Annotated in this window: 7 protein-coding genes; 4 read left to right on the top strand and 3 right to left on the bottom strand. The window is 45.5% G+C overall.

What is annotated here, in order from left to right:
- A partial coding sequence (gene hemG, locus KDK15_RS09515) for a menaquinone-dependent protoporphyrinogen IX dehydrogenase (protein ID WP_257295119.1) occupies positions 1–624 on the bottom strand: 624 nt, incomplete at its 3' end.
- Positions 625–712: 88 nt separating this feature from the next.
- Between hemG and dps the strand changes: the two genes are divergently transcribed.
- The gene (gene dps / locus KDK15_RS09510; RefSeq protein ID WP_306800289.1) at positions 713–1,432 is read left to right on the top strand and encodes a DNA starvation/stationary phase protection protein Dps; all 720 of its coding nucleotides are present in this window, start codon (positions 713–715) and stop codon (positions 1,430–1,432) included.
- 235 nt (positions 1,433–1,667) lie between these two features.
- On the opposite strand, the gene KDK15_RS09505 is transcribed toward dps, so the two are convergent.
- Positions 1,668–1,847: a hypothetical protein gene (locus tag KDK15_RS09505; RefSeq protein WP_257295118.1), complete on the bottom strand. Its 180-nt coding sequence runs from the start codon at positions 1,845–1,847 to the stop codon at positions 1,668–1,670.
- Positions 1,826–2,494 (bottom strand): ABC transporter ATP-binding protein, encoded by a 669-nt coding sequence (locus tag KDK15_RS09500; protein ID WP_257295117.1) that lies wholly within the window; start codon positions 2,492–2,494, stop codon positions 1,826–1,828. The genes KDK15_RS09505 and KDK15_RS09500 overlap by 22 nt, the downstream gene beginning before the upstream one ends.
- Before the next feature lie 460 nt (positions 2,495–2,954).
- On the opposite strand from KDK15_RS09500, the gene thiM reads away from it, so the two are divergent.
- From thiM to KDK15_RS09485, 3 genes are all read left to right on the top strand, one after another.
- The gene (thiM, locus tag KDK15_RS09495) at positions 2,955–3,764 is read left to right on the top strand and encodes a hydroxyethylthiazole kinase (protein WP_257295116.1); all 810 of its coding nucleotides are present in this window, start codon (positions 2,955–2,957) and stop codon (positions 3,762–3,764) included.
- A 1,574-nt stretch (positions 3,765–5,338) separates the two neighbouring features.
- Positions 5,339–7,699: a hypothetical protein gene (locus KDK15_RS09490; protein ID WP_257295115.1), complete on the top strand. Its 2,361-nt coding sequence runs from the start codon at positions 5,339–5,341 to the stop codon at positions 7,697–7,699.
- A gap of 137 nt (positions 7,700–7,836) precedes the next feature.
- On the top strand, positions 7,837–10,120 hold a 2,284-nt coding region (locus KDK15_RS09485), incomplete at its 3' end, for a hypothetical protein (protein ID WP_257295114.1).

The raw sequence follows: 10,120 nt of genomic DNA, 5'->3' as shown, positions 1-10,120 counted from the left end.
GACCAATTTGCTGCCACCGCAGTAGGGCAGTCTATTCTCGGACAGCCTCCTAGCCACGGTTCGCCCGTGGGAACGAGGGTGGCTTATTTTCTGAAAGTCCTGGTTCAAATGTTCTGTAAAAGCCTTAACCCGCTTCCAATCGGTAAACTCGGTATTCTGAGTAACGTCAACAGGCCCCCCGGTCAGTTTCATAATCAAACGGATCATCTGTATATCAATCCAGCGGTATTGGGTATACAGCAAAGCACCGGCAAACACTTCCACCCGGTCCGGAGTCCATGAAATCTGTTTCAGGAATTTCTGCAGATAACGGTTGTTATGGGGATCCCGTCGTTCAGGCTTTCGGGCTGTCAGGTTGACGGAAAACAAGTAACCCTGAATGGTTGCCAGCTGGTCACGGTATTGCCTGACAAACTGGTAACACGCTTTATGGTGCTTGCCATAACGAATCGAACAACCAAGGATGACACCATCATAAGACTGAAGTGAGAAGCCGTCGTTCAGATCAGTAATAGAGCTGACAAACGTTTCATGACCAGCCTGAGCCAGGCAGTAGCCAATTCTTTCGGTAATTTTCCGGGTCTGGCCTTCACACCCCTGGTACAACAACGCTATACGGGACATATCTATCTACGCGGGTAATCATAAAACCAATATCTGGGCAGATAATAACCAAGTTATAAGTCAGCATTGTTAACATAGATCAACAAAGCTGCGAATAGAACCTGCTTCCTGCCAGAAGTACCCATTAACACCGGTAACCCCGGTCAGCTGGCTTTATCGTTACCCCTTTTTTGTAAAACCGTTATTTCTCTCCTATTTTTTTCTAATAGTTTGCCAGACTATTTGTCCACTGCCTTATGGATCGGAAAATCACTACCACTGTCTGGCAACATCGTTATCGACTTTCATAAATTCCCTGGAGAAAAGCACTAACCGGAGCCACACCATGTCCCATACTTACGAAACCTTGCCTGACAATGTTAAGCAGTATTCAGCACAGGAACTTCAGAAGGTCCTCTACAATGCCATTGACCTGAGCATGCAAATCAAAGAGTCCCACTGGACCTTGGCAGGCCGGGAGTTTCTCTCTGTTCACCGTTTGTTTGATGAAGTTGCAGAGATTATCGAAGATACCATTGACGATATCGCCGAACGGATGGCCCAGCTCGGGCATAAACCGGAAGGTACCCTACAGAAGGTAGCGGAAAAAAGTTCCCTGCCCACTTACCCAAAATCATTAAGTACCATCGATGAGCATATTGAAGTGATTGGCCAGCGCCTGGCCTTTGTCACCGGTCAGGCATTGCAGGCTATGGCCCATATGGAAGAAAATGGAGACCCCATTTCCGTAGACTTGCTGACCGCAAGAACGCGGGAAATCGATAAGCTGACCTGGCTGGTTGAATCCCACCTGCCGCCGAAAAAATAGTTTTTTTGAAACCACAAAGACACAAATTATTGTCACCTTCAAACAGACAGACGACATACAACTCCATGTCAATAACAGTCCATGCTCTTAAGGATTGTCCCTGAGTAACTTCCTCTTTTTGCCACGGAGACACGGAGGAAAAGGTTTTTTTCTTTTCTCCGTGACTCGGTGTCTCCGTGGCAATTTTTTTTACCGGATAACATCGGAAATATGAAAGTTATTTCAGTACAGTTCCTTAAGAATGCGCGGCAACGCTGGATTCAATCTCCAACCCACTACGTGATAGATTCTCAACCCTTGGCATCATGTTGATCAGATGCCGGGTGTACTCATGGTGAGGATCACGGAAGATCCGGTCGGTATCCCCCACTTCAACCAGTGTTCCCATCTTCATCACGCCAATGCGGTCACACATCTGAAGAATGACCGGCAGGTTACCATAGAATGATCGCTGATCTCTTCATTCACTTCAGACAGATGCTCTTTCTTGCCCAGCCAGTGATTCTTCACATCAATATGCCGGCCCTGCTCTTTTTCGATGTACTCAACCCTGGGAAAACGGTGCAGTTTGATATCGGTTCTGGGCACGGCACTGATCAGGCTTTGGGTATAAGGGTGTTCGGGGCGACAGAGAATCTGTTCGGTAGCACCCAGCTCCACCAGGTCACCCATATACATAACGGCGACACGATCCGTCACATTGGCAATAACCCCCATATCGTGGGTTACCAGCAGGCAGCCAACTTCCCGCTCTTTACAGAGTGTGCGGATCAAGTCGAGAATCTGGTTCTGAATAGATACATCAAGTGCCGTGGTTGGTTCATCAGCAATAATCAGCTCAGGGTCGCTGGACAAAGCGATCGCAATAACAACACGCTGTCGCATACCACCGGAAAACTGGTGAGGGTATTGTTTGATACGGACTTCCGGCTCTGAAATGCCAACAGAGCTCAGCAGTTCAATTGACTTTTTACAGGCCGCCGCTTTGTCAAGCCCCAGATTGACCATGATGGTTTCCACCATCTGGGTTTCAATGGTCAAAAGTTGGTTAAGAGACGTCATTGGGTCCTGGAAAATAAACCCGATACGACGACCACGGATCTGGCGAATGGCTTCACCAGAAGGTGAACCTCAGCTTCTGAAACCGGCAAATTCTTTTGAAGTTAAAATAAGCCCATCAGTCTGTTCAGGAGAAGGTTCTGAAGCGCCTTCCATAGGTAAAACCTGAGATCTGACTGGATAACTGACAAGCAGAAAACTGAACAAAAATAGCAGTATTCAGGCAGTGAAAAATATAGCTAGATACAGCCAAAAAAAATAGCCAATAAATCCATATTTAGATATTTTGCAGAGTATAATTTCAATATAAATGCTATAAGCAGGAATATATTCCAACAACAAAAACATGATAACAAATGATCTACTCTTGAAATCATTTGTCAGGAGACAAGACAGTGACACGTGTCAATTCACTGTCCGTCAAACATCATTATTATTGAACATGGATAAAAAGGCCTTTCCTATGCAAGAACAGATTATTCATTCACTCAAAGAAGTGAGAGAAAAGCAGCCGCTGGTTCACAACATCACTAACGATGTGGTCACCAACACGACAGCCAATGCCCTACTGGCCATTGGTGCATCCCCGATCATGGCCCATGCCATTGAAGAAGTTGCAGATATGGTGGGCATTACCAGCAGCCTGGTGATCAACACTGGAACGCTGACCGGCTCCAGTCTGCAAAGCATGATTCTGGCAACAGAAACGGCATCACAACTCGGTAAGCCCTGGATTCTCGACCCGGTCGGTGCCGGGGCAACCCCCTTCCGACTGACGGGCAATAAACAGTTGCTTAAAAACAAACCATCAGTTGTGCGGGGCAACGCCTCCGAGATAAAAGCCCTGTTTACCGGTGCCAATGAGGGGAAAGGCGTCGACAGCAGCAGTAGCAGCGAGTCTACCCTGGACTTTATTCAGGAAAAGGCTCGTGAACATCATCTGATTATCGCTGTAACCGGTGCTACCGATTATGTGACCGATGGCTACGAAGTGTACAAAATCAATAACGGCCATCCGATGATGGTCAAAGTAACCGGCACCGGTTGTACGGCAACCGCCATTATTGGCGCCTTTCTTGCCGTCTGTGATACACCACTGATTGCAGCCGTAACGGGACTTACCTGTCTTGGAATTGCTGGCGAACTGGCCGGTATGGATTGCCCCGGCCCTGGTTCTCTGCAACTAAGCATACTGGATGAGCTGTACTTGCTGGATCAGGCCACCATTGAAAAATTCGGAAAAGTGAGCAATATGAGAAGGAGCTGTCATTGAGTCTGCTGCCATCTTTTAGACGTCCTCTTCCCGGTATTAACCTACGGGAGAGATTCAAAAAACCAGGTAGATGGCAGTCAGCTGACCGCTACCAGCCCACGACACTTTGATATCCGGAATCTGATAGCGCGAATTTAGAAACCGAAATTCGGGGCCAATCCGTTAAAATCCGATCTCGACAAACAGGGGGAGTCGGCCCCCCTGTTTAGACGCTTACCACAATACGCTCTGCCTAACCGTCCAACAATAAATTGCAACCAGGGATATTTAACAAAAGCGGTAACCCTAACTTGATCAACTCAAACTGATTGCATTAAAAATGGAAAACCTTTCTATAATACAATCAAAAAAATTCAGGACAAATTAATTCCAAATTAATTAAGAGAGCTTTTAGAATGCCATTACCTCCGATGAATATTATTCAAAAGGTACATTATCCAGAAATAGAAGTTTCAAGCTTGACTGTCGCCCCTGATGCCAAAAGTGGCTATGTACAAAACCCGGCTCCATTAAATTGCAGAACATTGATGCCCCCCTGCAACAATCCATACCCTTTTCAAAATATAGACATTTCTTCAAGGGGCATCCTTCCCGTTTCAACGGTTCCAGTCCAGTTTCTGGCTACAACCCAAATGGTCGGTCAGCCGGTTGATGCAGTATATTGTGGAAATCAACCTGCAATTTCATTACCGCAACAACATCCGCATAGTATGAAAACACTACCATTGGCAATAGAGCCTGGCACTTATGATGAAACACTCCATCCATTTCCTGAGCATATTGTTACTGTTCCACTGCCTCCTGTACAGCAAAACACAGCCTGCTTAATACCCTGTCATGGGGAACAAGCCCTTTTAATGCCTCAATCATCGAATACAGTTCACCCCAACATCAATCCTAATGAGCTTTGTGTGGCAGTATCTTATGATCAAATGCCAAACTGGCCGCCTTCCTGCCCGGTTGAATTCCTCAGTCATGAAAAAGCGTTACACCGGGAATTTGACAGCAAGAGTGTTCAGCCTGAGGCAACCATGGTGAAAGCGGATACAGAAATAGCAACAACGGAAAAAGTACCTCTGGATCCTAAAGCGGCTGCATTTGTGCCAAAAGCACTGCGATGTTCTCAAAAACAGACACCCCATACAGATGACAGACAACCGGAAAACGCTCTTGACAGTAACAATGAAAAAGCAGGCTCATCCAAAAAACTACCGACAAAGGATGAAATACCTTTGGGAGCTATACAACTTGCACAAGTTAAATGTCCGGAATCTAATGAGGCTGGTGCGCCATCATCTGCCCCGGGTAAAGCGGAAAGCCCCGGGACACATTTTTCAGTGCAACAAGTCCTTCAACTCAGGCACCCCGGGGCTGCCAGAAAGACACCTCGTGCACTCAAGCTGCTTTACCTCGAATGCTTCAATTTTCATCAGAAAATTCGTATCAATGATGGCTTTGATGAAAAAGGAAACAGGGTAAAGCTGTCAAGAAGTGAGTTAAAAAAACAGCACAAGACGTTGCAAAGCCAGCTCAGGGAAAATAAAAGCTCGGTAAACTTACCCCCTTTACGCAAAATGAAAAAAAAACTACCACCGGCTGATATCCTCTTGGCCAGACCGACAACCTATGTAAACATTCACCCAATAAGCAGTCAACTAGTCCATACTGCAGCTTCATTAGACCCGGTTAAGTTCAACGAGAGGGAAAAAGTAAGAAATAGTCTGGCCGCTCATTTGGCATATAATAAGTCTTCTGACATAGAAATTAACAAGCTTAAAGAAATGGCCAAAACCAAAGAGGCAAAAGGATACGTGGAAAGACTGGGGACAGATGATCTATGGAACCTGGACTTTACCAGTAAGTTCTACTACCCATATTTCGATCAAAAAGTTTTTACTCTCAAAGCCCCATTTATCAGGTCAGCAGAAACAATTTACTGTCATCCACGTTTTTCCAATCAACCGTTAATAGAACATCAAGCAAAACTTTTTGAGCCCTGTGCAGAAGAACAAATCATTAAGGAGACCTATGATAATCAACTAATAGACACTACAAATACCATCACGTCATTAGCAAAAACCCTGAGCATTAAGCTGAACCAGCGGGTGGATGACAATACTCCTGCTAACGTGCCAGACACTTTTTCCAGACAGTGCATTCAATGGCATATACAATTTACCTCCGACCTTATTTATAAAATGATTAAGTTAGGTGAGGAGAATACACAGGACATGGGAGAGAGTCTTGCCCAGTCAATGGATGGTCTTCTTGTGAGCATTAACACACTGTCTGACTATTCTCCGGAATTTCCTGATGAATTCATATTGATTACAGAGTCATTGTGCCTCCTGCTACAAAGTCCCCCTCTTCTGCGTTTACTGTCACAGCAGGAAGCACAAGTACCATGCGACGTCAAAGAACTTTGGCTCAACTCATTAGAACAACTGGAAAATACCATCCTGATGATTGTGATAAAATCATTACGGCACCCAGGGCTGTTAAACACCACCATGTGCCTCTTTAAAACTCTATCCGACCATAACATATTTCGAACGGGACAAGCTGGCAGTAACAAAATGTTCATTATTCGATTAGCCCGATTAGCTTTAGAGATTACTAATAATTTATTAACAACACTGACAAGTCATTTCCCGGATGACCTTTCGACCCATGATCAATTTGTACAACAGCTGAACAGCTGCTGTTCGATATTAAATAAACTACATCGAGAAATCATTCAGAAATCCAATCTCGTTGACACTGAGTCACAAAACCTGGGAGCTTGTATCAAGACACTGCATGAAGCGTGTAAAATTCGATTCACTGAAATTGAGAAAATACGCCAGGATTACTTAAGAGAATGTGAAAGTGAGAAAAACAGTAATCATGACATAATACGGGCAAATATAAAAAAAAAGGAACACTCAAAACAGAAACAGGAAGCAAGAAAAAAAAGAAACCATCAACTTCAAGAGGAAATCGCCAGAGTAAAATCTGAACCACTGGAGAAAGAAGAACCGGAATCTGATCATGCAAAGCTCGTAAATAGCCTGATTAAGCGACTGCAACTGTTTAGTAAAAAGCTTGAGTACGGTGAAAGCTATGTCAACGAACTAAAAACAGTCGACTGCGCATTTCCTGAAATACAACAATCCCCCGTATTGGCGGTCTGGGTTTATGGTGATCTTGCCTACAACCTATGCAATAAGTGTACGGATAAATTTAACCGGGCCACACTCTTTGTCGAGAAGTTCGAAAAAATGAGAGCCTTCTGTGATGCTGCACTTAAGGAAGCTGCTGCACGACCAAAACATCATGACTATCTATGGCTATATGATAGAAACCCAAATCAGCCAGTCAGTATCAGTAGCATCAATTTTCTTACCAGATTATCTGATCCAGAACAGGTTCAAGCCCTGATCAAACGTGCATTCGCAAGCGCCTCCCTGTATGAGACAGCGCTTAATCGAGCCAGAGATGCCGCCCATCAACTGACTCAGGATATGATGGCTGGCCTGGTCAATGGGGAAAATGACCAGCAAATGTATCATCTTCAGCAAAGGCTAGCTTTTATCATTGAAGAAATGAACGATGTAAAACAGTATCTGAAAGATCTGCAACCGTTGCCAGATATGTCTAATCTTTTAGCAACAAGAAAGCAACTTTTCATAATGCTTAAAACAAAAGACATTACCGGTAGACCAGGCGGTGGTAAAGCAGATAATCAGGGCAAAGAAGCAAAAGACAGTATTTATGAAGCACTGCTGGAAAAATCAGTAAGCGATTGGAAAGTTGACAACTCAGTTTGTGATATGTGCAATTCTGCCGAACAGCAGCTTGAGCAAGTCATTAAAGGTTTTACTGAACTTAAAATACAGCTGGGATCAGAAGACTTCGGAGACTCTATTAACCATGACTCAAGCAAAGCGACTTAAGAAAAGAGACTATATGAAATAATCTGGAATAAGGCGACCAACAGGTGCTAATCAGGAGCGTCGACAAACAAGTTTTCTCCCACCCCCTGACGCACCTGAATGGAACCTGACACTCATTTTAAGGTCAAACGGGGTATTTGCAGTCTGAGTGTGCAGGTAATATTCTGAAAGCAACAGCATCAACCTATTCCCATCCAAAGCCTGCAGGCCGGGTTAATCAACCAGCCGGTTCAAGCGGGGTTGATAACCGCTCCAGAAGTAAATTTAACGGCAAAAAAGTCTTAAGCCATCAGTCTCATAGAAGTACAGCCCCTCCCCTGGATGATGGCAAATATCTTGAAGACGCCTTTTGGAAAAATAAACCATTACATGGACGTCAAATCACCCCAACTGTTGTGCTTACAGCCTATGGAAATGATGTAACGTCTCTCAGAGGTGCTTTTTTCCTGCAAAAACTTTGCTTACAGAACATTCTACATGGCAACAGAAAAGTTACCCCGGAACAGGTCATTCAAGAATTCAACCGGGTGCCAGATCGAAATAATAAGTACAAATTAGCGGTAGCACGCTTCAAAGCGGAATGTTGCCTGAGGGGCCTGGCGCTGAAGGGCCAGCAGGTCACACCGGATGCGGTGGTTAAGGATTATCAGACAGCCAGAGCACCACTGGAGCTGGCGCGCTTTAAGGAACAATGTTGCCTGAAGGGCCTGGCGCTGAATGGCCAGCAGGTAGCACCGGATGTGGTGGTTCAGGATTATCAGGCAGTCAGGGCAATACTGGAGCTGGCACGCTTTAAAGAACAATGTTGCCTGAGGGGATTGCCCGTGAATGGCATGCTGGTCACACCGGATACAGTGGTCAGGGAGTTCCCGAGTAGTCTGAAAGGCAAACTGGGGATAATGCGCTTCAAATCAGAATGTTGCCTGAGGGGCCTGGTGTTGAATGGCCAGCAGGTCACAACGGATACAGTGGTTAAGGATTTTCAGGCAGCCAGAGCAATACTGGAGCTAGCGCGCTTCAAGGCGGATTGTTGCCTGAGAGGCTTGGCGTTGAATGGCCAGCAGGTCACACCGGATGCGGTGATTAAGGATTTCCTGGATAGTCCGGAAAACAAACTGGGAATAGCGCGCTTCAAAGCAGAATGTTGCCTGAGGGGCCTGACGTTGAATGGCCAGCAGGTCTCACCGGATATGGTGGTTAAGGATTTCCCGTGCAATCAAGAAGGTCTACTGGGGATAGCGCGCTTCAAGGCGGAATGTTGCCTGAGGGGCCTGACGTTGAATGGCCATCGGGTCACGCCGGATGCGGTGGTTAAGGATTATGAACGGGGTGGCTGGTTGCTCGAAAGAGCCATTTTTTATTCTCTGCTGGCATTAAATGCAAGAGAGTTGAATGGCAACTATCTGGATAATAAGGAAGTATTAGAAGCGTTTAATGGAGTACCCGGGGATCATTCTTCAAGGCAAACCAGGTATCTGATTCAAAGGCTGAAACAATCTCAGCAATACGATGAAAACAACGATGCTCAGAGTATACTTCAAGAGGCTTGGCAAATCTTAAGCAACGTATCGGTTAAAGGTGAACAACATCGATTGCAATGTATATTGAAATTCATGGCTATGCGGAATGAATTAACCATTGATCATCAGGAAGTATCAGCAGAACAGGTATGGCAATCCATTAAAACACTGAGGCAATCATTTCAGAACTCACGCCTGCATTTTTTCTTCCTGGCACACTGCCATATCACCAGCCAATCTGTTAATGGACGACAAATCCATATGGATCAGGTTCTGGAGTGCCTTCAGAGTTTTCCGAAAGGAAGCAAGCTACGCCATGCTTTAGGTTGCTGGTTTGAACAACGCAGCTCCGAAGCCAACATAATGGATCAGTTACTGCTTCAGCGGGAAAATGCCGATGTCCCGGGAAGTGACAGTCCGCACGGATACGCAGTCTCTGCCGGTGAACATGAGCCTTCTGTTGCCGCTAGTAGAAAGTGCCACGTTTCACCTGAACTGTTTACCGACAGCACTTGGTCTGATTGTTTGCCCAGTGATGGAAACGGGCTTTCAGCCAGTGGTGTAAATAACCCCGGATATGGGCAGAGAGGTGACCTCCCCGACGTGATCCCCGATATAGAGACTGACCGAAGAGCACTATCGGTAGAGGTATCCGCTGCCAATCCTGGCAAGAAAGGCCCATTCCCTTATCAGGTCAAGCAATACTGGAACAATACAGAAAAAGCAGAAAATTCATCCGCTGTCCAGACAGTGACCGCCAGTATGGCTCAAACGCTGAAGCCATTGTCAAAAAACGTTGGGCCAGGTGCCCCGGACAAGCAGGTTAGGCGGTTAAATGCGCTAACGCTAAAAACACTGGAGATTATTCAGGAAATCAATGTTTCTTATACCGATCCCCCCA

The organism is Endozoicomonas sp. YOMI1, from assembly GCF_024606345.1.
Classification (GTDB): Bacteria; Pseudomonadota; Gammaproteobacteria; order Pseudomonadales; family Endozoicomonadaceae; genus Endozoicomonas.
Note: the sequence above shows the minus strand (reverse complement) of the source record. Positions and strands in the feature narration are given on the sequence as shown.

Bases quoted from the DNA above. Each gene is read 5' to 3' on its own strand.
- KDK15_RS09505 (WP_257295118.1), bottom strand. From the start codon at position 1,847: ATGTGTGACCGCATTGGCGTGATGAAGATGGGAACACTGGTTGAAGTG.
- KDK15_RS09500 (WP_257295117.1), bottom strand. From the start codon at position 2,494: ATGACGTCTCTTAACCAACTTTTGACCATTGAAACCCAGATGGTGGAA.
- thiM (WP_257295116.1), top strand. From the start codon at position 2,955: ATGCAAGAACAGATTATTCATTCACTCAAAGAAGTGAGAGAAAAGCAG.
- KDK15_RS09490 (WP_257295115.1), top strand. From the start codon at position 5,339: ATGAAAAAAAAACTACCACCGGCTGATATCCTCTTGGCCAGACCGACA.